At 41.4% G+C, this 24230-nt stretch carries 24 protein-coding genes and 1 pseudogene; 9 read left to right on the plus strand and 16 right to left on the minus strand.

Features of this window, described 5'->3' with window-relative positions; genetic code table 11:
* Window positions 1-4 precede the first annotated feature (4 nt).
* Window positions 5-568, plus strand: coding sequence for a recombination mediator RecR (gene recR / locus ACWIUD_RS06765; RefSeq protein ID WP_454147909.1), 564 nt, complete (start codon window positions 5-7; stop codon window positions 566-568).
* On the opposite strand, the gene ACWIUD_RS06770 is transcribed toward recR, so the two are convergent.
* The 3 genes from ACWIUD_RS06770 to ACWIUD_RS06780 all read right to left on the minus strand — a co-directional run bounded on the left by ACWIUD_RS06770 (window position 509) and on the right by ACWIUD_RS06780 (window position 2562).
* Entirely contained in the window at window positions 509-823 is a 315-nt protein-coding gene (locus ACWIUD_RS06770; RefSeq protein ID WP_454147911.1) for a hypothetical protein, read from the minus strand. The two genes, recR and ACWIUD_RS06770, sit on opposite strands and share 60 nt — an antisense overlap.
* Window positions 824-975: 152 nt before the next feature.
* Window positions 976-2076, minus strand: a complete 1101-nt coding sequence (moaA, locus tag ACWIUD_RS06775; protein WP_454147913.1) for a GTP 3',8-cyclase MoaA — start codon at window positions 2074-2076, stop codon at window positions 976-978.
* A 111-nt stretch (window positions 2077-2187) separates the two neighbouring features.
* Complete coding sequence (locus ACWIUD_RS06780) at window positions 2188-2562, minus strand: hypothetical protein (RefSeq protein WP_454147915.1); 375 nt, start codon at window positions 2560-2562, stop codon at window positions 2188-2190.
* Between the two features lie 57 nt (window positions 2563-2619).
* Here ACWIUD_RS06780 and ACWIUD_RS06785 point away from each other — a divergent pair, with 57 nt between their 5' ends.
* Window positions 2620-2748 (plus strand): hypothetical protein, encoded by a 129-nt coding sequence (locus tag ACWIUD_RS06785; RefSeq protein WP_454135534.1) that lies wholly within the window; start codon window positions 2620-2622, stop codon window positions 2746-2748.
* Window positions 2749-2757: 9 nt separating this feature from the next.
* Here the strand turns inward: ACWIUD_RS06785 and ACWIUD_RS06790 are convergent, their stop codons facing one another.
* The 6 genes and pseudogenes from ACWIUD_RS06790 to ACWIUD_RS06815 all read right to left on the minus strand — a co-directional run bounded on the left by ACWIUD_RS06790 (window position 2758) and on the right by ACWIUD_RS06815 (window position 11161).
* The gene (locus tag ACWIUD_RS06790; protein ID WP_454147917.1) at window positions 2758-4383 is read right to left on the minus strand and encodes a lytic transglycosylase domain-containing protein; all 1626 of its coding nucleotides are present in this window, start codon (window positions 4381-4383) and stop codon (window positions 2758-2760) included.
* 16 nt (window positions 4384-4399) lie between these two features.
* The gene (locus tag ACWIUD_RS06795; protein WP_454147919.1) at window positions 4400-4693 is read right to left on the minus strand and encodes a YggT family protein; all 294 of its coding nucleotides are present in this window, start codon (window positions 4691-4693) and stop codon (window positions 4400-4402) included.
* An 809-nt stretch (window positions 4694-5502) separates the two neighbouring features.
* Window positions 5503-6489, minus strand: a pseudogene (gene gltX / locus ACWIUD_RS06800) (glutamate--tRNA ligase); the annotation flags it as partial.
* 4 nt (window positions 6490-6493) lie between these two features.
* Complete coding sequence (locus ACWIUD_RS06805; RefSeq protein WP_454147921.1) at window positions 6494-7342, minus strand: hypothetical protein; 849 nt, start codon at window positions 7340-7342, stop codon at window positions 6494-6496.
* A complete protein-coding gene (locus ACWIUD_RS06810; protein ID WP_454147923.1) occupies window positions 7343-9970 on the minus strand; it encodes an HD domain-containing phosphohydrolase in 2628 nt (875 codons plus the stop codon).
* Window positions 9971-9976: 6 nt separating this feature from the next.
* Window positions 9977-11161 (minus strand): ATP-binding protein, encoded by a 1185-nt coding sequence (locus tag ACWIUD_RS06815; protein WP_454147925.1) that lies wholly within the window; start codon window positions 11159-11161, stop codon window positions 9977-9979.
* A gap of 89 nt (window positions 11162-11250) precedes the next feature.
* On the opposite strand from ACWIUD_RS06815, the gene ACWIUD_RS06820 reads away from it, so the two are divergent.
* The gene (locus ACWIUD_RS06820) at window positions 11251-11373 is read left to right on the plus strand and encodes a hypothetical protein (protein WP_454147927.1); all 123 of its coding nucleotides are present in this window, start codon (window positions 11251-11253) and stop codon (window positions 11371-11373) included.
* Here ACWIUD_RS06820 and ACWIUD_RS06825 read toward each other — a convergent pair.
* Complete coding sequence (locus ACWIUD_RS06825) at window positions 11323-11703, minus strand: hypothetical protein (RefSeq protein ID WP_454147929.1); 381 nt, start codon at window positions 11701-11703, stop codon at window positions 11323-11325. The two genes, ACWIUD_RS06820 and ACWIUD_RS06825, sit on opposite strands and share 51 nt — an antisense overlap.
* Window positions 11681-12346 carry a response regulator transcription factor gene (locus ACWIUD_RS06830; RefSeq protein WP_454147931.1) on the minus strand — a complete coding sequence of 222 codons (666 nt, stop codon included), beginning with the start codon at window positions 12344-12346 and terminating at the stop codon, window positions 11681-11683. The genes ACWIUD_RS06825 and ACWIUD_RS06830 overlap by 23 nt, the downstream gene beginning before the upstream one ends.
* Before the next feature lie 232 nt (window positions 12347-12578).
* Between ACWIUD_RS06830 and ACWIUD_RS06835 the strand changes: the two genes are divergently transcribed.
* A complete protein-coding gene (locus ACWIUD_RS06835; protein ID WP_454147933.1) occupies window positions 12579-12872 on the plus strand; it encodes a hypothetical protein in 294 nt (97 codons plus the stop codon).
* A gap of 76 nt (window positions 12873-12948) precedes the next feature.
* On the plus strand, window positions 12949-14889 hold the full coding sequence (locus ACWIUD_RS06840; RefSeq protein ID WP_454147935.1) for a heavy metal translocating P-type ATPase: 1941 nt from the start codon (window positions 12949-12951) through the stop codon (window positions 14887-14889).
* 393 nt (window positions 14890-15282) lie between these two features.
* Here the strand turns inward: ACWIUD_RS06840 and ACWIUD_RS06845 are convergent, their stop codons facing one another.
* The 4 genes from ACWIUD_RS06845 to ACWIUD_RS06860 all read right to left on the minus strand — a co-directional run bounded on the left by ACWIUD_RS06845 (window position 15283) and on the right by ACWIUD_RS06860 (window position 18818).
* Window positions 15283-16161 carry an alpha-1,2-fucosyltransferase gene (locus ACWIUD_RS06845; protein WP_454147937.1) on the minus strand — a complete coding sequence of 293 codons (879 nt, stop codon included), beginning with the start codon at window positions 16159-16161 and terminating at the stop codon, window positions 15283-15285.
* The gene (locus ACWIUD_RS06850) at window positions 16127-16519 is read right to left on the minus strand and encodes a hypothetical protein (RefSeq protein WP_454147939.1); all 393 of its coding nucleotides are present in this window, start codon (window positions 16517-16519) and stop codon (window positions 16127-16129) included. The genes ACWIUD_RS06845 and ACWIUD_RS06850 overlap by 35 nt, the downstream gene beginning before the upstream one ends.
* A gap of 260 nt (window positions 16520-16779) precedes the next feature.
* Window positions 16780-17190 carry an ankyrin repeat domain-containing protein gene (locus ACWIUD_RS06855; protein ID WP_454147977.1) on the minus strand — a complete coding sequence of 137 codons (411 nt, stop codon included), beginning with the start codon at window positions 17188-17190 and terminating at the stop codon, window positions 16780-16782.
* A gap of 179 nt (window positions 17191-17369) precedes the next feature.
* Window positions 17370-18818 (minus strand): catalase, encoded by a 1449-nt coding sequence (locus tag ACWIUD_RS06860; RefSeq protein WP_454147941.1) that lies wholly within the window; start codon window positions 18816-18818, stop codon window positions 17370-17372.
* Window positions 18819-18982: 164 nt separating this feature from the next.
* On the opposite strand from ACWIUD_RS06860, the gene ACWIUD_RS06865 reads away from it, so the two are divergent.
* A complete protein-coding gene (locus ACWIUD_RS06865) occupies window positions 18983-19837 on the plus strand; it encodes an ElyC/SanA/YdcF family protein (protein ID WP_454147943.1) in 855 nt (284 codons plus the stop codon).
* A gap of 155 nt (window positions 19838-19992) precedes the next feature.
* On the opposite strand, the gene ACWIUD_RS06870 is transcribed toward ACWIUD_RS06865, so the two are convergent.
* The gene (locus ACWIUD_RS06870; protein ID WP_454147945.1) at window positions 19993-20238 is read right to left on the minus strand and encodes an RNA recognition motif domain-containing protein; all 246 of its coding nucleotides are present in this window, start codon (window positions 20236-20238) and stop codon (window positions 19993-19995) included.
* Between the two features lie 131 nt (window positions 20239-20369).
* Here ACWIUD_RS06870 and ACWIUD_RS06875 point away from each other — a divergent pair, with 131 nt between their 5' ends.
* Genes ACWIUD_RS06875 through ACWIUD_RS06885 form a run of 3 tightly spaced genes read left to right on the plus strand, consistent with a single transcriptional unit; the run spans window position 20370 to window position 24196 of the window.
* A complete protein-coding gene (locus ACWIUD_RS06875; RefSeq protein ID WP_454147947.1) occupies window positions 20370-23276 on the plus strand; it encodes a Kae1-like domain-containing protein in 2907 nt (968 codons plus the stop codon).
* The gene (gene hypB, locus ACWIUD_RS06880) at window positions 23191-23952 is read left to right on the plus strand and encodes a hydrogenase nickel incorporation protein HypB (RefSeq protein ID WP_454147949.1); all 762 of its coding nucleotides are present in this window, start codon (window positions 23191-23193) and stop codon (window positions 23950-23952) included. The genes ACWIUD_RS06875 and hypB overlap by 86 nt, the downstream gene beginning before the upstream one ends.
* Before the next feature lies 1 nt (window position 23953).
* On the plus strand, window positions 23954-24196 hold the full coding sequence (locus tag ACWIUD_RS06885; protein WP_454147951.1) for a HypC/HybG/HupF family hydrogenase formation chaperone: 243 nt from the start codon (window positions 23954-23956) through the stop codon (window positions 24194-24196).
* Window positions 24197-24230 lie beyond the last annotated feature (34 nt).

A 24230-nucleotide genomic window follows, 5' to 3' on the forward strand; every position in this document is an offset into this window, starting at 1 on the left:
AAATATGAAATCATTTAACTTACTTGTCGAGCAACTCGAACAAATCCCCACCATCGGGCGCAAATCCGCACTCAAAATCGCCTACACACTTGCGATTGAAAATAAAATGTTAGCGTTAAATATCGCACACTGCATTGAAAGCGCGATTTCGCAAGTGCAGGTTTGCGAGATTTGTGGCGGGATGGCGGAGGGCAAAATTTGCGCGATTTGCGAAGATTCGGCGCGTTTGTATCATCAAAGTCTTTGCATTGTAAGTAGCGCGAAAGATATTTTGACGCTTGAAGAAATGGGCGTTTTTGGCGGGAGCTACTTTGTGATTAGTAGCGTAAAAGAGGTTGATTTCGCCGATATTCGCGCTAAAATCGCCGAGTATGAAAAGCGCGAAATCATCTTTGCCTTTTCGCCGTCTTTAAGTAGCGAGGCGATGATGCTTTATATCGAGGACAAATTGCAGGGCGCAAATCTCACATTTTCTAAAATCGCGCAGGGCATCCCAACGGGCGTGGGGCTAGATAATATCGATAAACTCTCTTTGCAAAGGGCGATGGAGGGACGAGTGAAAATTTAGGATTTTTGCGAAATTTTTGATTTTGTGAAATTTTTGATTTTGTGAAAATCGCAGAATCTGCCGTAGAATCTGTGAAATTTCGCAGAATCTAGTGCGAAATTTGCAAAAAACGCAGAATCTAGTGTGAAATTTGCAAAAAACGCAGAATCTAATTTTGGATTGCTTCGTTGTTTTCGCTTCGCTCAAACTGCCTCGCAATGACGAAGTGGTGGCGATTCGCTTTATTTTGTGGATTGCTTCGTCAGTGCCACGCACTTCCTCGCAATGACGGCGTAATAATTTCGCAGAATCTCGCCCAAAATCAATCGCAGATTCTGCGATTTATTCAAAAATCGCCCTAAAATCCGCAGAATCTCGCGTTAAAATCTCGCATTAAATCGCAGAATCTTGCGTTGCTTAAATTTGCATTATCCGCCTGTTTCGTAAAATGCGCGAGTTGATATTGCGTTTTCGCTCCATTTGTTTTTTTCGGGTTTGTTTGCGATTGCTTTTAGCAAACCCGCTCTCATCGCGTCTTTGTCGCCGTTTTTGATTGCCTCCCCTAAATCCACCGCGTCTTCGAAATAAAGGCAGGGGCAGATTATGCCATCGCTTGTTATGCGAATGCGATTGCAAGAAGTGCAAAAATCATCGTTGTGCGGGGCGATAATGCCAAAAACGCCGTTTTGATTCGCAAAATCTGTGGGATTTGGATTGAACCCACCCCCTAGCCCCCTCCGCAAGGGAGGGGGGATATTTTTGTGAATCCCATCCGCAAGGGATGGGGAGAGTTTGAGATTCGCCGAATCTCCGCTAGATTCTGCGATTTTGGGGGTGAATTCATATAATTTCGCGGGACCAAAATTTTCTTTTTTTAGCATTTTCACGCTAAATCTTTCGCTTAATTTCGCCAAAATCTCATCGCTTCGCATACCGCAAATCGCCCCGTTTGCGAAAGAATTGCTCATATACTCGATATATCGTAGCAAAAATCCATTTTTTTGCGCAAACAAAAGCATTTCGGCGATTTCATCATCGTTTATCCCGCGCAGTGGGACCATATTTAGTTTGATTTTTAGTCCTGCGTTTTTGGCGGCAATTATGCCATCCATTATCTTTGAATGCGCGTCCCTTTGGGCGATTTGCGCTATTTTTGCTGAATCTAGGCTATCAAGCGAAATATTTATGCGCTTCAATCCCGCCTCTTTTAATTTTAGCGCGTTTTGCGCCAAATAATAGGCGTTTGTGGTGAGTGCGACTTCTATATCGCCCTTGTGCGCGTAAATCCCGGCGATAAACTCACTCAAATCCTTTCGCAAAAGCGGTTCGCCACCTGTAATGCGGATTTTGCGGACGCCAAAGTCCATTGCGATTTTTAGAAATTCTAGCATTTGCGGGAGCGCAATCACGCGCTCATCGATAATCTCGGGCGTATTTGGCATACAATAAAGGCAGCGAAAATTGCAATTTTTCGTAACTGAAATGCGGATATAATCGATTGTGCGCCCAAAACCATCGATTAGCTGCATAGGAATCCTTTGTGAAAAAATTGCGAGATTTTAGCAAAAAATATGATTTGAATGGCAAAGATTCTGCGATTTTCGCAGAATCTCGCACATTTCGCAGAATCTAAATAAAATCTAGCGTCCCATTTTCTCCCGAAATGCCTTCCTTTGCGTCTCATCAAGCATTTCATACACTTCTAATATAAATTTATATTCCGCATCGATGCGCTCGGCGGAGAGCTGCCTCCCGTGCGTGAATTCTATCGCGCTGTGCGGGAGATTTGAAGTGGTGAATTTTTGCAAAATCTGCTCATTATTTTTTTTCATATCAACATACCATTGGCGCAGGAAATTGTGATGATTTTTGATGATTTCATTAAGCGCGATTTGCTGGGATTTATTTAGGTGCAGTTTTGACGCCTCATCATACACGAACTCCAAAAATCCGCCAAACTGCTCTGCTGCGGCACTCGCCATAAATATGCAAAAAAGTAGCACTTTTAATTTCACAAAATTACCTTAATTTTAAAAATAAATTGCATTTTAGGGCAAAAGTATTAAATTTTTGTGAATTTTTATTTGCAGATTCTGCGAAATTTGCGAGATTCTGCGAAAAAAAATGCGAATTTACGAGATTCTGCGAAAAATTACAAATTTGCGAGATTCTGCGAAAATTATATGATTCGCAGAATCTAATCGCAGAATCTATCGAAGCGTCTCCCTAAAAAATGCGTCCATATCGACATTTTCGCCATCTATCTCGCGGTAAATTATGTAATTTGCCATCACGCTACACGCATAAAAGCGACTTTCTTCAAATGGGATAAACTCCATACTTATCCACGGCTCAAAGGCATTTTTCGCGCTAAAATTTTTGGCGTCCTTTAAAAAGTTGCGAATAAAAGTCGGTCCGCCATTATACGCATAGCTCACAAAAAGCGGGTGGGCGAACTCTTTTTTAAGGTGCGCTAAATAATAATCCCCAAATTTTAGCGCAATCTGCGGGTTAAACATACTTTCATAAGTGATATTCTCCGTGCCAAGCGCCTTTGCGAAACTCTCCACATTAAAAGGCATAATTTGCATCATACCAAGCGCGTAAGAGCGAGAAATCACAGATGGCAAAAACGCGCTTTCTTGCCTTGCCACCGCGAATACGAGATTTTCATCATCAAACTTCAAATCGCCCTTGTAAGGTTTCACAAAAAAACTTTTCTTAAAGTCAAAATAGCGATTTAGCGCGAACACCAAATGTGGCATATTGTCTTTGAAATACAGCGATTTGGCGAGTTTGATTAGCGCGTCTTTGTCCTTTGTGGCAATGATTTCGCTTCGCAATTTTTGCCACGCAAATGGGTCGCTTATGTCGAAATTTTGCTTTGGTGGCGCGATATTTTTAAAAATCTCATTTGTTTCATCGATGATGTGAAATTTTGGCTTTGTGCCTAGCTTTTTCACCGCATAAAGCGAGTAAAGATTAAAATGCGAACTTTGCGCTAACTGCGCTAAAAAGTCGTCTTTTTTGGGAGAAATTTGTGTCGTTGAATCTTTTTTTATGGAATCTTTTTTCGCTGAATCTTCAAGCGATTCGGCGATTTTGTAGCACCAAAAGAGCGATTTATCTTTCATTAGTTTGAAACTCGCGCTATTTGCGGCATTTTCAAAATATGCAAGTGCCTTTTTCGCGCTGCCGCCGTTTGTGAGCTCATTTAACCCAAGCGCGTAAAATGTCCAATCATTCACACCTTCGATTTTTGCGCCAAGCAAGGCATTTGTAAAGTTTGGATACTTTTTGCTAATGACAATGTTGTAGATTGTTTGGGCGAAATTTTTGTTTGATAGATTTTGCGGATTTTTTGGGGCGACATTAAAAATTGCATTTTTTTTGCTAACCGCGCTAAAAATCGCGCTAAACTCCGCCCCATCTAATGTCAAAATCAAATCTAAAATCCCGCTTTTTTCGCGCAAAATCTCAATGCGATTTTTCATTTTTGGATTTGTAATTCGCGCTAAATCTTTCGCGCTTAACTGCGTGGCGTAGTCTAATTTCACTCCAAAGTTAAAGCACTCATCATCGCTTTTTTGCAAATCTTTTAGCGATTTTGCCTTGCATTGCGCATCTTTGGGGAGCGAATCTTTTGGGATTTTTAAAAGCTGCATAATTTTTGGGATTTTATTGTCAATTAAATGATAAATTTTTAGCATAGACTCTGCGTCTAAATTGCTATTTTCTTGCAAATATAAATATAGATAAAAGTCCCGTGCTACGCCCTTTTCTTTGCTCTCAATCTCGCTAAGCGTGAGTGCATTTATAGCGTTACAAAAAAGCAAAAAACTGATAAAAATTTTAGAGATTCTGCGCATAGTTAAATAAAATCCTTACAAAAAATAAATCCACAAATTTCAAAACAATAATCACAATAAACGGAGCAAAATCAATGCCACCAAAAATAGTGGGGATAAAACGGCGAATCCACGCATACAGCGGCTCTGTGAGCGTGTAGAGAATCTGCACGATTTTATTATACGGATTTGCTTGGACTAGTGAGCAAAGTGCCGCGATTATGACAATCCAAGTGTAGATAGTCAAAACAAAGTGCAAAATCTGCGCCACCGCGCTTAAAAATGTGCTTAAAACCATTTTTTAATCCTTTAAAATGTGTGCCAAAAATGGGCGAATCATTGCTAATCCTTTAAAATTTGCGCCAAAAATGGGCGCAAATGCGGATACAAAATATCCAAATGCGGTCCTTTGTGCGCACCTGTGAGCAAAAATCGAAGTGGCGCAAAAAACGCCTTGCCCTTAAAATCGCACTTTTGCAAAAGGGTGCTTTTTAGTGAATCAAAGTCGGCAAATGCGCTTGAAGTGGCGTTTTGATTTGACTTTGCGGAAGATTCTGCGAATGCTCCCCCCTCCCTTGCGGTGATTGAATCAACTTGTTCCCCCTCCCTTGCGGAGATTGAATCAATTTGTTCCCCCTCCCTTGCGGAGGGGGTTAGGGGGTGGGTAGATTCTGCGAATTTGCTAGATTCTGCATTTAGCTCCGCCAAAATTGCATTTTTTAAGATTTTTGCATTATCTGCAAACTCAAAATCGCTAAAATCTCGTGGGATAAAAATCCGCTCAACTTTGTCGCGAATCTCATTTAGTGTGGAGGATTCTTCTAAAAAGATTTTGCCAAGATTGCCAAGAGATTTGATAAATTCGTTTGAATTGCCACTTATTTTGTCATTGCGAGATTCGGTGCTATCGCACGGATTATTTTTTTTGGATTGCTTCGTTGTTTTCGCTTCGCTCAAACTGCCTCGCAATGACGATTCGGGTGTATTTAAATCAATTCTAGTATTTGCGGTAGTGCTTGTGGAGTTTTTGCGAAATTTTGGGGCTGAGACTAGACTAGCGGTCTGCGAAGCCCCGAAATTTTGCAAATCTACGCAATGATTACCCAAAGACAAATTGCCTAAAATCGCACTTGATGATTCAAGCAATAACCCAATTTCGTTTTCGCTTAATCGCCTTAAATGTTCGCGATTTATGTGGCGTAGTTGATTCATATCAAAGCGCACGGGGGATTTTGAGAGTTGCGATAAATCAAACCACTTTATCGCATCATCAAGCGTAAAAATCTCAGTTGGCGGATTATTGCCCATCAAAAGCAAATAATTCAAAATCGCGCGGGGCAAAAATCCCTGCTCCAAAAGCCATTTCACGCTTGATTCGCTCTCTCTTTTGCTCATCTTTTTGCCCGAATCATTTAGGATTATCGGCAGGTGCGCGTATTTGATTTCGCGCTCATAGCCTAACTTTTTATGCACCAAAATCTGCTTTGGCGTGTTGCTCGTGTGGTCCTCGCCACGAATGATAAAGCTAATGTCATAAATCATATCATCAACCGCACACGCGAAATTGTAGGTTGGCACACCATCATCGCGGATAATCACAAAGCTATCGATTTCATTTTGGCTAAAAGTGCAAGTGCCTTTAATCTCGTCAGTAAAACTTATAGATTCCGCGCCCAAATCACCTTTCAAACGAATCACAGGGTTTTTGTTTTCACCTTTGCAAATTTCTGCCCACGAATCATCATAGCGAAATGCCCTTTTTTGCGCTAATGCCTCATCTCTCTTTTTGTCTAAAAAATCCTTTGTGGCGTAGCAATAAAATGCCTGTCCTTGCGCCACAAGTCGCTCGGCTAAATCGTTATGAATCTTAAAATTATCGCTTTGATAGACTAATTTGTCCCAAAAAAGCCCAAAGAGATTTAGGATTTGCAAAATCTCAATGTCTTTGCCATCGATATTTCGGGCTTTATCCGTGTCTTCGATGCGAATCAAAAACTTTTCGCCACGCTGTTTTGCGATGATATAGTTTAAAATCGCAGCGCGTAGGTTGCCGATGTGCATATCGCCGGTAGGGGAGGGAGCGAAACGAAGCATAGCGTTATCCTTGCATATAGATTCTTTTCGCGTTGTCTCTTTGGTGCTTTTGCGGGATTGTTCGCTCTTGTGCGCTCAATGGACTTAATGTCCTATTTTCGCGCCCAATCGCTCCAAAACCCACAAAATCACTCAAAGATACTTCCGCGTGGATTTGGGTTTTTTTATTAGATTCTGCGTGTGGATTCTGCGATTTTGGGGTGGATTCTGCGATTTTTGTGTGAATCGTAGAAACTAAATATTTTTTTTGTGGATTGCCACGATTTGCCAAAGGCAAATCTCGCAATGACGAAAGGTTGAATTTTACCCACCCCCTTTGTCCCCCTCCGCAAGGGAGGGGGAGAATTTGGGATTCTGCATTTTTTATTTGATTCGCAGAATCTGCGATAGTTGCGCCATTTTTAGCATTCGATTCACTTGAATCTTTTCGCAAAAAGGGCTGCACCCCGCTCCCGCTCCCCCCGACTTCATTTAAATTGTGTTCCCAAAAAGCAGCCGCTTTTTCGCTTTTAGGGGGAGTGCCTCGCTTTTCCGCTTCTAGCAAAAAATCGGCACTCGCACTACTGCTCGTTTGAAACCGATTTTTTGCACCACGAAGCGGGCGAGTTTTGGGTGCGCTTTGCGCGACTAAATTTTGTTTGGATTGCTTCGTTGTTTTCGCTTCGCTCAAACTGCCTCGCAATGACAGATTTTTTGCGCTTTGATTCGCATTGCGAATCACAATCGAAGTAATGGCGGTGGTGCTTTGCGTTGTTTTGGCGCGAAATGAGCGAAATAGGACTTGGGCGTCCATTGAGCGAAATTTTGTGCCAAAACAACGCAAATGATTACCCCAGAACAAATTGCCAAACATTTAATGTCCCCCGCCCTCTAACTCGCAAAATGTATCCGCATACCTCTCTTTGATTTTCAAAAACTCATCGATATTTTCGAGCAACAAATCCACGATTTTCGCATCAAACTGCACGCCCTTATTTTTGATAAAATGCTCGATGACTTCATTTATGGGCCACGCTTTTTTGTAGCATCTATCGTGGCTTAGCGCATCAAAGACATCTGCCACAGCTACGATTCGCCCACAAATTGGGATATTTTCGCCCTCTAATTTATTTGGGTAGCCATTTCCATTCCACCATTCGTGGTGTGTGAGCGCGATTTCAGCTGCCGTCCTTAAAATCGAGCGATTTGAAAAGCAAAGCATATCATAGCCCTTTTGTGCGTGGGTTTTCATCTCTGCAAATTCTTCATCTGTGAGTTTGCCCGGCTTATGCAAGATATGGTCTGGGATTGCTAGCTTGCCTATGTCGTGCATTGGGGAGGCGATTTTGTAAAGCTCGGCGGTTTTTTTATCCAATCCATAGAGATTTGAAAGCAAATAGGTGAATTCCGCCACGCGCTTGATATGATTGCCCGTCTCGCGCGAACGCCCCTCGCTTATCGTCCCCATCGCATAAAGGACTTCTTTTTGGACATCTTCTAGCTCTTTTTGCATTTGGAATAGCTCTGTGACATTATGCAAAATGCCATAGGCTTCATCATAAGTGCTACTTTTATGCGACTTTATCCCCATCAAATACACTTGGACGAAAATCGTTTTATTATTGCTATCCACGCAGTCCATATATAATTTTTCATAACCTTTTTCTTGCAGAGTTTTGCGGATTTTGCCGATGATGGCTGACATATCTTTATTTGGTTTTAAAATCAGCGAGACGTGCTTATTTATCATACTTTGCCTATCATAGCCAAACATCTCTTCGCAACTTTTATTTACCTCGATAAATCGCTCATTTTTTATTCGCACCATTGCTGTGCTTCTATCCAAAAGCGAGTTGTAATTATCGATGATTATGTTTTTTTCTAGCGAAGTTTCCGTAAGCACCGAGACGCTTCGCTCTAAATTTTGCTTATTTACCTCAAAGTTCGTCACATCATCCATCGAGCAAACATAAAGCATAATTTCATTTTGCTTGTTAAAGATGGGTTTTATGATGGTTTTTGTGTAAAAGTCGCTATTATCGCTTGCCTTGCTTTTTATAATGCCTGAAAAGATTTGCTTTTCTTTTATCGCATTCCAAATATCGCTAATATTATTCGCAGAATCTGCTGCAATAATACTGCCAAACTTCCGCCCGACAATCTCGCTTTTTGCGTATTTTGCGATATTTAAGAATAAATTATTCGCATCGATAATATTTCCATTTTTATCAAAATATATCACAATTAGCGACTTTTCTAGCAAATCTTTATATTGTTTGAAAATACTCATAATCTCCAAATAATCGCTATTTGAGACGCTACTAAGATTTCGCAATCCATAAATTATCGTATCGGCGGTATTTGGCTGTGCGTCTAACTCGTGGATTGTGTTTGACTTTGGCTCATTTGTGCCCTCGCTTAGGGCGATGAAGGTGTTTGTATTATTTAGCAAGTAATTTTTATTGCCTTTGTGATAAAACTCCCCAAAGGTGAAAAATCCCGCCATCGGCGCGATATTATTAAACATTTTGACATTGTAATCCAAAATCGTATCTTTGAAATACAAATACCGCCCCACGCACGAATACACATAAAACGCATCGATATTTTGCGATGAGAGCGAGATTAGCTGCTTACTCATCTCAGTCATAATATCCAAGCTACTTGCCACGCCAAATTTGACTTTTGTGCCTTTTTTTATATCGCCACCATAAATTAGTCCGCCTTCCTTTGTTTTCCCAAACACCGTTCGCCCCACGAGCAAATCGCCATCAAAAAATGTCAGCGGGAATTGATATCCATTCTCAGGCAAAGTATCGCTAATGTATTTTCCCAAATATCGCTTGTAAATGTCCATTATTGGTTGATTGTTGATTTTATAAACTACGCCATTTTCTGCGTGAGTTACCACCATATCAAGTCCTATGCGGTTGTATTCAAAAATATAATCTCTATAAATTTTAAGCACTTCACTATCCAAAATCGCCACGCTAACTGCGATATTTTCAATGCCTTTATCACTCCCTACAAAGCACTTGCCAAAGTGCAAATCATCGCTTACATTTCCCCCGGCAATCACAACTTGCGGGATTTGCTTTGTGAGTGATTCTAAAAGAATGGCGGAGTTTATTTGCAGCCCATTGCAAAATATAATTACCATTTTGGTTTGCTTTGTGGTGCTTATTGCGATTTTATCAGCGATATTTGTGGGATTTTCATTGCCAAAACTCAAAGTTTTGATATTTGTTTTTTGAAAGATGGAAATAGAGATTGAAATAGAGTTGCTTTTATACTCTCCATCGCTCATCTCCGCAAAGGATGATGCTAATAAAACCTTCGCCTGTGGGAGATTCTGCGATATAAATGATAGCAAAGGCAGTGCCTTTTTTCGCAACGATGCCCCGCAAAAGATTTGAATAAAAATATTTTTTTCGCTTTTAATCGCGCTTAATCTCTCCGCCAAACTCTCGTCATTTTCGTAAAAAAAGTTTATAACTCTCATTTATTTTCACCATTTGATATAAAAATTATGCTTTCCGCAATCGTAATGATAATTTATACTCATCTTATGCAGCAAAACGATTTCTTTCACAAGCGACAATCCCAAGCCATAGCCTTGTTTCGTGATATCGCCACGATAAAACGGCTCAAAATAGTATGAAATATCATTTCGCAGAATCTGTCCTTTATTTGTAAATAAAATGCCATTTTCATTTAGCTCCACGCTAACTTCGCCATTTTCGCCGTATTTTATCGCATTTTCGATTAGATTTTTGATTGCGATGGAAAATAAATGCAAATCGCCCTTAATTTTCACACTTTTAATCACATTTAGGCAAATCAGCCTATCATCCAAATCCTTCAACGCCTCAAACACCGCGCTTTCGCTCTCAAAATAATCGTTTCGCAATTTAAAGTTTTCGCTTTGAATGCGCTCAAATTCTAGCATACTTTGGCTAATGCGATTTAGCGAATTTATGTATTTTTGCAAATCTTTTTTTAGCTCATCGCCACTTTTTAGCTCTAATGCAAGTTTGATTTTGGCAAGTGGCGTGCGAAGTTCGTGGGCGATGTTTCGCGTGATTAACTCTCGTGCCTTTATCATTTTGGTGATTTTTTCATTCATCTCATTAAATGCCCGAAAAAGTGCGCCAATTTCATCATTTGAATGCGGGTGCAATTTTTTAGCGAAAACCCCGCTTTTTAGTTCATCGATGGAGTTTTTTAGCACTTGAAGCGGACGCAGAATCTGATAAAATACAAAAAATAAAATTAGCGCAATTAGCGCAGATTGAAAAAGCAACATAAATCTTTTATACCTATCCCACGCACCTAAATCCTTATCCCTCGCTAAGTAAAGCGCATCATCCATAAAATTCACGCTAAATCCAATCATTTTGCCAAACTCATAGATTTTAAACTCCAAAATGCCATTAGATTCTGCGAATAAAATCTTTGCGTCCTTTGGGGCGTTTTGCAGTTTTTTATAACCAAAATTTTCCCTAAATTTTTCCACCACGCTCAAATTGCCATTTAGATAATACGGAATGATACTTTGGGCAAAAACCACGATTTCATTTTGCAGTCGCTTGCTCTCACTCTCGTAAATCAGCGCACTTGTGCGATACGCAAAGGCAAGAGACGCCACAAATAAAATCACCGCCAAAAGTAAAAATTTATGTTTTAACTGCAAATAAATCCTTTTTTTGTTTTTTGCTTTGAATTTGCTGAATTTATTTTACTAAATTTTGCTTTGATTAAAATTGATTAAAATTTGGGATTGTGAGATTGCGCGAGAAAATGCGAGATTCTGCGATTTTCGTGCGAATCGCAGAATCTAGTGCGCTGTTTCCGTCATTGCGAGATTCTGCGAAGCAGAATCGTGGCAATCCATTGTTTTTTTGATGTTATTAGATTGCTTCGTTGCACTCGCTTCGCTTCGTGCGCCTCGCAATGACGGCGTGGTGGCGGATTCTGCGATTTGTGTTTGATTCGCAGAATCTGTCGCAGAATCTGCATTTTTTTCATTAGATTCTGCGATTCGCAGAATCTACAACGGAAGGAATCGCAGTAGTGCTTTCGTAGTTTTTGGTGAATCGACACAAGGATAGCGGACTTTTGTGTCCGTGCCTTGTGACAATTTGTCAAATCTGCGGAATGATTACCCGAGAACAAATTGCCAAAACCCAAAGGCAAATTGCCCCACCAAAATCTACACACAAAACTTATACCCAATCCCCCACACCGACTGAATAAACCTCGCATCCTTCGCGTTATCATTGATTTTACTGCGAATATTGCGAATATGCGTATCAATGCTCCGTAGCGTAGAATCCTCACCCATCGATGAAATGCTATTTGCGATTTGCTCCCTGCTCATCGGCTTTTGGCGATTTTCAATTAGGAAAAATAAAATCTCAAACTCCGTAGGCGTCAAATCCACATTCATCCCATCGACAATCACCGCGCGAGATTCTGCGTTTATCTCAATACTGCCGACTTTAATGCTCTTTGGTTTTAGTCGCCGAAGCAGGGCATTTATCCGTGCCAAAAGCTCCACAGGCTCATAGGGCTTCGCCAAATAGTCATCCGCACCTAAATCAAATCCCTCGACTTTGTTGTAAATATCGCCCCGCGCGGATGAAATGATGATGGGTGCTTGCGTTAATTTACGAATGCGCTTGCATAATTTTAGTCCGTCCATTTCAGGCAAAGTCAAATCCAAAATGATTAAATCAATATTTGTGCGCCCCTCCAAAATCTCTAACGCCTTTGAAGGCAGGTGCGTGGGGATAACCTCGTATTTGCTTTGCGTGAGATACGCCACAATCAATCCCTGCATTTCCAAATCATCCTCAATTAGCAAAATTTTGCTCATAGTGCGTCCTTTTTTGTGAAAATAATTTCTTTGCGAAAAGGGGAATTATAGCATTAAAAGTTATTAAGATTCTGCGAATTTTTTGGCAATTTGTTCTTGGGTAATCATTCCGCAGATTTGCTAAATTTCGGGCATTCGCAGACCGCTAGTCTAGTCTCACGCCCAAAATTTAGCAAAAACTACGAAAGCACTACCGCAATTACTTCGATTGTGCTTCGCAAGGCAAATCAAAGTGCAAAAAAATCCGTCATTGCGAGATTCTGCGAATTTTCGCATTTTTTCCGTCATTGCGAGAATGGACGAAGTCCATTCGTGGCAATCCATTTTATTTTTTTGGATGGTTGCTTCGCTTCGTGCGCCTCGCAATGACGAAATGAGGGCAGATTCTGCGAATTTTACAGAATCTAATTTCCCCCTCCCTTGCGGAGGGGGATTAAGGGGGTGGGTAAATTTCATATTAAATTCTGCGTTTTTCGCAGAATCTAGCGAGATTTTAAGCATAATTTCTATAAAATCCGCCCCTTAAATTTGCGCCAAAACGCCAAATTGCGCCAAAAACGCAATTTGCGCCAAAACGCAGAATCTTAAAATAAAGAGTTTCTATGCTAAAACCAAAACCTTGCTCTTGCTGTGATTTTCGCGTGGAGTGCGAAGATTCTGCGAATTTCAGCACAAAAAGAGAATTAGCGTTTCTTTTGACTTTAATTGCGATATTTTTGGGTGCGGTGGCAACACTACACTTTACGCAAATCCAAGTCCTACAATACGGCGCAATCATCATTCTTGTGGCAATCTATCTCATCTCAGGCAAAGAGATTTTCATAAACGCCTTTGCAAACTTCAAAAAAGGCGATTTTTTTGATGAAAACGCGCTAATGTTTATCGCCACAATCGCGGCATTTGCGATAGAAGCCTATGAAGAGGCGGTGGCTATAATGCTATTTTTTCGCACAGGCGAATTTTTTCAAGAAATGGCACTAAATAACTCCAAAAAATCCATAAAATCGCTGCTCCAAATCGCCCCAAATATCGCGCATTTGAAGCGCGAATCTAAAATCACAAACATTGCGCCAAAAGATTTGCAAAAGGACGATATTTTTATCGTGTATCCGGGCGAAAAAATCCCGCTTGATAGCATTGTGATAAACGGAGAAAGCACCATCGACACGAAGGCACTCACAGGCGAACCTATCCCCGTTTTGGCAAAAAAGGATAGCAAAATTTTAGGCGGGACGCTCAATCTAAATGGCGTTTTAGAAGTCCGCGCCACGAAGTTATATGCGGATTCGAGTGTCGCAAAAATCATTGATTTAGTCCAAAATGCCACTCAAAACAAAGCAAAGGCAGAGAGTTTCATCACAAAATTCGCAAGAACATACACGCCTATCGTGTTTTTCTTTGCGCTTTGCGTGGCTATTGTCCCGCCACTGCTTGGGTTTGGCGCATTTAATGATTGGATTTACCGCGCACTTGTGGTGCTAATGGTTAGCTGTCCGTGTGCGCTTGTGATTTCTGTGCCACTCGCATATTTTGGGGGAATCGGGGCGGCGTCCAAAAATGCGATTTTAATCAAAGGCGCGAATTATTTGGAGGCATTAAGCGAAGTTAGCCACATCGCTTTTGACAAGACAGGGACGCTCACAAAGGGTGTCTTTAAGATTATAAAAATCGAAGCGCAAAATGGTTTTAGCGAAGATGAAGTGTTGCAATATGCCTTTTGCGCGGAAAATTTCTCAAATCACCCAATCGCCCTAGCGATAAAGGCAGAGTATGAAAAGCGCGTAAATAGCCACACTATTTCACATTCTTGCACTCACACAACGCACGAAAACATAAGCGGTATGGGCATAAAAGCGACTTGCAATTATCAAAATATTTTGGCGGGGAATGATAAGATTTTGCATAAATTCAATGTGGCGCACGATAACTGCGAGATTCAAGGCACGGTGGCGCATATTGCTGTAAATGACAAATATGCGGGTTATATAATGATAGCAGATGAGTTAAAGGACGATAGTGTCCGTGCGGTGCGTGAATTGCGCGATTTGGGCGTGAAGAAAATGGCAATGCTTACAGGCGACAATGAGTTTGCAACAAAAGAAATCAGCGCGAGTTTGGGGCTAGATGAAGTGCATTATAATCTCTTGCCCGAAGAAAAGGCGCGAATCTTTGGCGAATTTTCACGCGATTCGCGCGTTTCAAAGGGCAAAAGCGTATTTGTGGGCGATGGCATAAATGACGCCCCAAGTATCGCTTGTGCGGACATAGGCATAAGTATGGGAGGCGTGGGAAGCGATGTCAGCAAAGAGAGCGCGGATATTTTGATAGTTGATGATAGTCTATCAAAAATCGCAACCGCCATAAAAATCGCACGAAAAACAAAGCGCATAATCTGGCAAAATATCGGCTTTGCGCTAGGTGTGAAAATGGTTTTTATCGTGCTAGGGCTTTTTGGCGTGGCAAACATTTGGGAAGCGGTGTTTGGCGATGTGGGCGTGGCGCTAATCGCGCTGTCAAATGCGATGCGGATATTGAAAACATAGTGCGCGTTGTCTTTTGGCGATAAATCGGGGAGACTCGCCACTCGCTTCGTCAATGAACCATTAGTTCTATTTCCTCGCTCGTGGCTTCGCAACCCCGATTTTTGCTTCGTTTCACTCGCAACCCGTTGGCTCTCATCCAAAATACTTCCGCGCTAGTCGCTAATTATTTTTTATTTTTGCTTCGCAAAAACCGCCATTACTTCGATTGTGATTTGCAGCGCGAATCAAATTGTAAAATAATCTGTCATTGCGAGGAGAATCGTAGATTCGCCGAAGCAATCCAAAAATTTGTCATTCTGAGCGAAGCGATAGCGTAGCGAAGAATCTCTAATCATTTTTTGAGATACTTCGTTATCGCGCTAGTAATGACAAATATTTTTAGATTCTGCGAATCTACAAAACTTCGCCTGTTATCGAGTCTAACATCACCGAACCTTTAAAATTTATAGCAATATCACCCTTTGAAAACTCGCGCCCATCGTTAAAATAGCGATTTGGCATAATCACGATTTTTTGCGGATTTTCCATCAAAAATCCCGCCCACCAGCTAAAAGTCGAATTCGCCGTAATCGCGTGCTTACAGGCGCGCATTAGCTCCATTTCCTGCGCTGCGTTGCCCTCGCCATTATTTGCGACAAACTCAAACTCCACGCCTACCTTTGTTTCATCGCTCAAAGTCGCCAAAAAGTGCGCTCTGCACCACAAAATATCATTGCTGAAAATAAAAATATGCGGATTTTTCACGCGCTTTTTCAAAAACGAAATCGCCCCTTCATAATACCGCCCCACGCACAAATTCGCGCAGTTTTCAATCGCCAAATAATCGCCCCGCCGAATGTGTAAAAACGCAGAATCTTGCGTGTTTAAAATGCGATTTTTTAGAAGTTGATTTGCCTTTGAAAGTGGCGATTTTAGCGTAAATTCCGTAAAAATCGCAGAATCTTTCAAATATTCCGTGCTAAACCAATATCCATCAAAATAGCTAAATGGCGCGATTTCTAGCGTCCCAAGCGGGATTGAGATATACACTTCGCCTGTTAGTGTGCGCGCATAACGCTTTTTGGGCGCATAATCTTTATCGACTAATTTGAAAAATAAATCTTTGTCAAAGTGCGTATCAAGCGGTTTTGTAATGTTAAAATGCAAAAGTTCTAAGTTGCGAATATTTGGGCGATTGGGGGATTTTTTGGATTTAGATTCTGCGATTTTTGTGGATTTTACGATAGATTCTGCGATTTTAGATTTTTGTAAATCCCCCCCCCCCGTTTGCAAAATCTAGCGCAGAATCTAAATTCGCAGAATCTACCAAAACGCCCAAAGGCAAGCTATTTTTATACTCACTCGCATCAAAAATCACGCTATACCCCATTTTTTCTAACGCCCTCCCAAACGCATATAAATACATTTGATTTCCTAACCCGCCCACAATCCACACCACCACAAGGCGGGGATTTGGCAGGTAATTATGCGCGTAAAAGTAGAGTTTTTCAACGCTTTGATTTTGCCTAAAAATTTGCTGATAAAAATATTCATCATTTAGCAGTTTGTGAATAAAATCGCGCTTTTTGGTGTCTTTGATTTGGTTTAGGAAAATGCGTGAAGCGAGCCTCTTTGCGTATTTTTTAATCATATTTTTATCCTTTCAAAAAGGGCATATTTTAGCAAAAAATGCGTTAGATTCTGCGGATTTTTGATTTTTCGCGTGTGAGATTCTGCGAATCGCAGAATCTAAAAATAGATTCTTCGCTCGTTTCACTCGCGCGAGAATGACAATTTGATTTGGATTGCCACGATTTGCCTTTGGCAAATCTCGCAATGACAGAGAGTAATGCAGATTCTGCGATTTTTTCGTGTGAGATTCTGCGCCTCAAATAAAAAACGCAGAATCTCTCACACCCACAAAATCTTTGCCAAGATTTTTTTAAAAAGCGGGATTTTTTGCGTGCTATGCGCAAGTAGCAAGGATAAAATCTCTTTTCTGCGAAACATTATCGCCGTATTTATGGGACTTAGCGCACCGCCCTTGCCATTTGGACTTGCCCCCGCGCTTAAAAGCACCTTTGCCACTTCAAAATACCCCTTAAAGCAAACCCCAGCTAACGGCGTGTGCCCCCTATCATTTGCCTTATCGACACTCGCGCCAAAGTCTAGCAAAAGGCGCACACACGCAAGAGCGTTGTGATAGCTTGCTAGCATTAGCAAAGTGTCGCCCTTGTGGTTTGCTAAATTTGGATTTAGCCCATTTTCTAGCATTATTTTTAGATTCTGCGCTTCGTTATTTCGCGCAAAATCAAAGGACATTTTCACAAATTCTTCTAATTTGGCGTATTCATCCGCGCTAAGATTCTGCGAAGTTTTCTGCGGATTCTGCGATTTTTGCGCTAGATTCTGCGAAGTCGCCACATTTGGCGTAGAATCTTGCGGATTCTGCGCTAGATTCTGCGATTTTAAATTGTTCGTAGAATCTAAAATGATATTTTTCATTTCGCTAATAGCTCCGCGATTCGCGCTCCGTAATTCTCATCTGCCTTTTTAAAGTGCGCTAACTGCGCTTTTATAATCTTTTCATTTATGCCATCCATCGTCCCTGCGATAGTTTGGCAAAGTCGCTCTTTTTCATCGCTACTCATCAAGCGATACAAGTCCCCTGCCTGTGTGAAATAGTCATCATCATCTGCGCGATAGTCCCACTGCGCGAGTCTTGCGTCACTTTCAAAGCAAAGCGGGTCTAAAATCGGCTCTTTCAAATCCCAATTATCCTTATATCCGTCCAAATTGCTTGGCTCATAATTGCGAGTTGCGCCGTATCCGCCATTTGTCATATATCCATCGCGAATCGTAGAATGCACGGGCGACTTTGGCGCATTTATCGGGAGCTGATTATGATTTGCCCCAAGTCGGTATCGCTGCGTGTCGCCATAGGCAAAAAGTCGCCCTTGCAATAATCTATCGGGGCTAAATCCAATGCCCGGCACGATATTTGCGGGGTTGAACGCCGCTTGCTCCACTTCGGCGAAGTAATTTTGCGGATTTTTATTTAGCGTCATTATGCCTACTTCAATAAGCGGATAGTCCTTGTGGCTCCACACTTTTGTCACATCAAATGGGTGAAATTTGTAGGTTTTGGCGTCAGATTCAGGCATTACTTGGATTGAAAATCGCCACTGCGGATATTCACCGCGTTCGATTGCTTCAAACAAATCCCTTTGGTGTGAATCCATATCTTTCGCGCGAAGTGCCTCCGCTTGCTCGTTTGTGAGATTTTTAATGCCCTGCATTGTGTGAAAGTGAAACTTCACCCAAAATCGCTGATTTTTGGCGTTTATAAGGCTAAAAGTGTGACTGCCATAGCCATTCATATTGCGATAACTAGCAGGTATCCCCCTATCGCCCATTAGATAAGTCACCATATGAAGCGATTCAGGTGTCAGCGACCAAAAGTCCCACCACCGCTCGGAGTTTTGGATATGTGTGCGTGAATCGCGCTTTTGGCTGTGGATAAAGTCAGGGAATTTATACGGGTCGCGGATAAAGAAAATAGGCGTATTATTGCCTACCAAGTCCCAATTACCCTGCGTTGTGTAGAACTTTATCGCAAATCCGCGCGGGTCTCGCACCGCATCTGCCGAACCGCTCTCAGGCGCAACCGTTGAGAAACGAATAAATAACGGCGTTTTCGTGCCTTTTTTGAAAACCTCCGCTTTTGAATACTCGCTAATGTCATTTGTGATTTCTAGCACGCCGTGCGCCCCGCTACCACGCGCGTGCACCACTCGCTCGGGGATTCGCTCTCTATCAAATGCCGCGAGTTTCTCCAAAAACCACGCATCTTGCAAGAGAAGCGGACCCCTTGCGCCCACGCTCATCACATTTTGATTATCGCCCACAGGGCGTCCGCTTGAAGTTGTTAGATTGTTAAAATCTGCCATTTTTTCTCCTTTGAATGTAAAATTTGAAGTGATATTGTAGATAAAAATTATCATTTAGAGTAGTTAAATGATAAAAATTATCGTTTAAGGCAAAAAATTATTACAAAAATACTCATTTAGATTCTGCTAAAATGCGAATTTTTAAAATTTATCAAGGTGTGCGAATGAAGTTTATAAAAACGATTTTTAGGCATTGCGCGATTTTTATCGCAACTCTTGTGTGTGTGGGGATTTTGGCGTTTGCTTTTAGAGACTTTTTGGCGCAAAAATATGCAGATTTCTTTTATTTTGAGAAAATGCCAAGCGATTTTAGGAAGGATGATTTTATGCGCTTTTCGCACAATTTAGCGCAAAATTTCACAAAATTCGCAGAATCTAAAAATCCAAAAATCGCAGAATCTCATCCAAAAAATCCCACAGATTCTGCGAATCGCACCAAATTCGCAGAATCTCGCCCAAAATCCGCAGAATCCACCGCAGATTCTGCGCCAAAACGCGCCATTTTGCTTTTGGGCGGAGGCGTTCAATCTCGCCTTTTTTACGCAGTCGCGCTTTATATTTATGGCGTTAGCGATATGATTTTTATTACAAATCCCGCGAGTTATATTGAATATGACTTTGGTGGCGCGATACAAAGCGAGGTGGCGCAGATGAAGGGCGCACTAGATTTTGCAAAGGTAAATTACAAAATTATTCCCCCGCTAAATCCGCTTGGCGCGCAAAGCACGAGAGATGAGGCACTTGATATCGCTAACTTTTTATCGCAAAATGCGCTTGATGAGCTCATCATCATCACAAGCGAATTTCACTCAAAACGCGCGCACACAACTTTTAGCAAGATTTTCGCAGAATCTAGCGTGGAGACGAAACTATACATTTTCCCCGCGCCAAATCGCATTTTTAACCGCCAAAATTGGCATAGAAGCGAACTAGGGATTATGAACTACGCACTAGAAGCACCAAAACTGCTATTATTTTATGCAAATGATAGCCAGATGGCGGGAGTAAAGGCGCATTAGATTCTGCGCTAGATTTTAAGCAATGCAGAATCTCGCCGAAAAATCAAGAAATTCGCAGAATCTACCGCAGATTCTGCAAATCACACAAAATCCGCAGAATCTCGCCGAAAAAAAAATCATAGATTCTGCGCTAGATTCTGCGATTAAAAAAAGTCTTAATCTCTCCCGCGTGCTTCATTTACGCGAAGTTTGCGCCCTAAAAAGTCCTTTTCATTTAGCGCGCTAATCGCCTTTGTCGCGCCCTCATCATCCATCTCAACAAAGCAAAACCCCTTTGGACGCTTACTTTCCCTATCTAAAATAATCCTTACCGCACTCACTTCACCAAACTCCGCAAACAACTCTTCAATCTGCTCTTTTGTCGCGCTGTAAGGCATATTTCCAACATAAATACTTTTCACAAAAACTCTCCAAAATTTAAATTTTTAGGATAAAATCCTAATTCCTTTTTAAAAAAGGGATTGCATTTTAGGCAAAATAAACTTAAAGCAATCTTTATTTTGCCCTATTTTTTGGGATTTTTAGGTAAAAAATGATGAAAAAAATATCAGATTCTGCGATTTTTAGCAAAAAAATTTTTATAAGCGGTATCGTGCAGGGCGTTGGATTCCGCCCTTTTGTGTCCAATTTGGCAAAAAAATTTCGCCTAAAAGGCTTCGTAAAAAATACAAATTCTAATATAAGTATTTTGATACAAGCAAAAGATTCGCAAAAAATGGTGGATTTTGTGGCAAAATTAAGGGCGAATCCCCCGCAAAATGCGATAATTTCTCACATAAAAATATCAACGATTCGCACCAAAAAAATTTTTAGCGATTTTCAAATAATAGGGAGCGACAAAACTAACGAATCGTATTTTTATTCGGCGATTCCGCGCGATTTGGCGATTTGTAAATCTTGTCAAAAAGAGCTACAAAACCCGCAAAATAGGCGTTTTGGCTACGCTTTTATAAACTGCATAAATTGCGGTCCAAGATGGAGTATCATTCAAAATCTGCCCTACGACAGGGAGCGAACGGCGATGAGCGGCTTTAAAATGTGCGAATCTTGTGAGCGTGAATATGGCGACATAAAAAATCGGCGATTTCACGCACAGCCCAATAGTTGCGCAGATTGCGGGATAAAAATGCAAATTTTTGATAAAAATGGCGTTGAGGTTTTGTGTGAATCTAGTAGCGATTTAGGCGCGAATCGGCGCGAATCTAGCAAAAAAATCATAGATTCACGCGAATCAAACGCAGATTTTGCGAATCAACGCGCGATTTTTGCCAATGTGTGCGAAAAAATCAAACAAAGCAAAATTATTTGCCTTAAAGGAATCGGCGGATTTAACCTAATTTGCGCGGTTGAAACAAAAGCGATTGCAGAGTTGAGAGCGCGAAAATCCCGTCCGCGCAAGCCTTTTGCGATAATGTTTGGCGATATAAATAGCGCAAAAAAATATTTTCACATTTCAGCGCACGAGGAAACCGCGCTTTTATCGCCATCTGCGCCCATTGTTTTGCTAAATCGCCCCAAAGTCGCTTTGCCACAAAATTTGAGCTTTCATCTAAACACTTATGGCGTTATTATCGCCTATTCTGCGCTTCATAAGCTACTTTTCAAAGATTACAAAAAACCGCTGATTTTCACTTCGGCAAATTTGAGTGGCGAGCCTATTATCACGCAAAAAGCCACAGCACAGGCAAAAATCGCGCATATTTATGATTATTTGGTGGATTACAATCGCGCGATTATAAATCCTATCGATGATAGTTTGAAGCGAATCTTGCGTAATGGCAAGGCGATGAATCTTCGTGCAGGGCGGGGCGATTACCCGCTTTTAAAGCACACAAAATTTAAAAGCGATGAAGTGATTTTAGCACTCGGAGCGCATCAAAAAAGCCAAATTGCGATATTTTTTAGTGGATATATGCTAATTTCACGCTATATAGGGGATTTGGATAATGTGGATAGCATAAATGCCCTAAAATACGAAATAAATTTTTTATTAGAGCTGTATAATCTCGCCCCTAGCGTGATTTTGTGCGATTGTCATAGTGGCTATGAGAGTAGCAAAATCGCGGTGGATTTGGCGCGAAAATTTGGTGCAAAAATCGCGCGAATCTACCACCACCGCGCACATTTTTATAGCTCTTTGTTTGATAATAATTTGGCGCACAAAAATGATGAAAATATTTTGGGTGTGGTATTCGATGGCACGGGACTTGGCGAAGATGGCACAATTTGGGGCGGGGAGTTTTTTTTGCTAAAAAATGTCGCTAATGTTTCGTCATTGCGAGGCGAATCGCTAGATTTGCCGAAGCAATCCATAATAAAATCAAATCTGTGCGATAGCACCGAATCTCGTCCGCTTCGTGGTGCAAAAAATCGGATTCAAGGTTGCAGTAGTGCAACCGCCGATTTTTTGCTAGAAGCGGAAAAGCGAGGCTCTCCCCCTAAAAGCGAAAAAGCGGCTGCTTTTTGGGAACACAATTTAAATGAAGTCGGGGGGAGCGGGAGCGGGGTGCAGCCCTTTTTGCGAAAAGAAACTAGCGAATCAAAGGGGCAAAATGGCGAATCTAATGCAGATTCACATTTAAATCATTGCGATTCACATAATTTAGATTCGCGTGATTTGGATTCTTCGCTACGCGCTACGCGCTTCGCTCAGAATGACGGATTGTGCGTGGATTGCTTTGATTCGCAAAGCGAATTTCGCAATGACAGCGCAAAACTTCGCCATATCGCCAATTTTAGCCACTTTGCGCTTTTGGGGGGCGAATCTGCTATAAAAGACATTCGCAAAATCGCACTTGGCATTCTTTTTAGCGTGTATGGCAAAACGATTCCGCTTGAATCGCACTTTGAAAATGTCGCACTTTTTTACCAAATGTTTCAAAAAAATCTAAATACACTTCAAACCAGCTCCGTTGGGCGAATCTTTGACTTTGTGGCGTTTATGTGCGGATTAGATTCGCAAAGTTTTGAGGGCGAGAGTGGCGGATTTATCGAAGCGCATTATAACCCCAAAATTCGCGCACATTACGGCGTTGAGATTTGCGATGGTGAGATTCGTATTAATAAAATCATTCGTGGAATCGTCCGTGATTATGGCAATCCCGCGCTTATCGCTACAAAATTTATCAACACTTTGGCGCAGATTATCGCCCAAATCGCGCTAGATTCGCGCCAAAATGCGCCGAATCTCAAAGTGATTTTTAGCGGTGGCGTGTTTGCAAATAAGATTCTTTGTGATAAAATTTCGGCTTTATTAAAAGCGCGTTCGATTCGCCACTATTTTAGCTACGAAATCCCCACAAATGACGGCGGAATCGCAGTTGGACAAATCGTGGCGTATTTGCGCGGAGACTTTGAAAGCAATTCGCAATTTTGTCATATTGAGCGTAGCGAAATATCTCAAAAAAATGTTAGAGATTCTTCGCTTCGCTCAGAATGACAAATTTTTGGGAGGCAAAATGCAAAAAATCGAAGTAGCACAAAAAATTTTAAGCAAAAATGACTTAAAAGCGCGTGAATTGCGCGAATCTTTTGCAGATGACAATCTTTTTGTGATAAATATTATGAGCGCACCGGGCAGTGGCAAAACTACGCTTTTGGAGGCATTTAGCGAGGATTTGGCGTTTAGATTCGCCGTGATTGAGGGCGATTTGGAGACAAATAGAGACGCTGAGCGTTTGCAAAAGCGCGGGATTCACGCTTATCAAATTACCACAGGCGAGGCTTGTCATTTGGAAGCGAGTATGGTAGAAAAGGCGTATTTGAGCCTAAAAAGCGCGGGTGCGATGGAAAATATCGACTATCTTATCATAGAAAATGTCGGTAATTTAGTCTGCCCTGCGAGTTATGACTTGGGCGAGGCTCTAAAAATCGTGCTTTTATCCACGCCAGAGGGCGATGACAAGGTGCTAAAATATCCTAGTATGTTTTTGTGTGCGGATATTGTGGTGGTTAGCAAAAGCGATATTGGCGATATTTTTGGCTTTAAAATCGCGCAGGTGCAAAGCAATTTGGCAAAGCTAAATCCCAAAGCCACGCTTTTTACGCTAAATAGCAAGGACAAAGATAGCGTATCCGCGCTATTAGCGCATATCAAATCACTAAGGGAGGCGTAAAATGTGCCTAGCAATCCCATCAAAAGTCATCTCAATCGACAAAGACAAAAATACCGCAATGCTTGATACTATGGGCGTGAAACGCGAGGCAAGTTTGGATTTGATGAGCGAGGAAGTGCGTGAGGGCGAATTTGTGCTACTTCATATCGGCTTTGTCATTAGCAAGATTGATGAGCAAAGCGCGATAGAATCGCTAAAAATCTATGATGAAATCGTGCGCGAAATGGAAAATGAGGAAGTTTAGATTCGCAAGAACTTTTGGAGTTTTTGGGGGCGTG

The organism is Helicobacter sp. 23-1044 (assembly GCF_053654695.1).